Genomic DNA, 258 nt, shown 5'->3' with positions numbered 1-258 from the left:
GGAGACTTCGACATGCGCAAAGCCACCGCCCCAATAGAACCGGACGAATAAAGCAAACAGCCGGGCCGACTCCATCGGCCCGGTACCAACTACCCGGAACACGACAGTACCGAGTCCCCAGAACACCGGTACCAAAAACTCGCATCTGACAAGCGATAGCCTTCTCATCCCAGAGATACAGCGTGTGCATGCGCAGAATTTCTCGGTCTACGGCATCCGCAAAGTGTGGCACGCGATGAACCGTGAAGGCTTTCATAT

General features: G+C 55.4%; 1 pseudogene. It reads left to right on the top strand.

The window, feature by feature from the left end:
• Window positions 1-148: 148 nt before the first annotated feature.
• Window positions 149-258: pseudogene (locus tag HMPREF3155_RS13305) on the top strand (IS3 family transposase); the annotation flags it as partial.

Source organism: Corynebacterium sp. HMSC06D04 (assembly GCF_001807315.1).
In the GTDB taxonomy this organism is placed as follows: domain Bacteria; phylum Actinomycetota; class Actinomycetes; order Mycobacteriales; family Mycobacteriaceae; genus Corynebacterium; species Corynebacterium simulans.
This window is presented reverse-complemented; position numbering and strand designations above follow the sequence as displayed.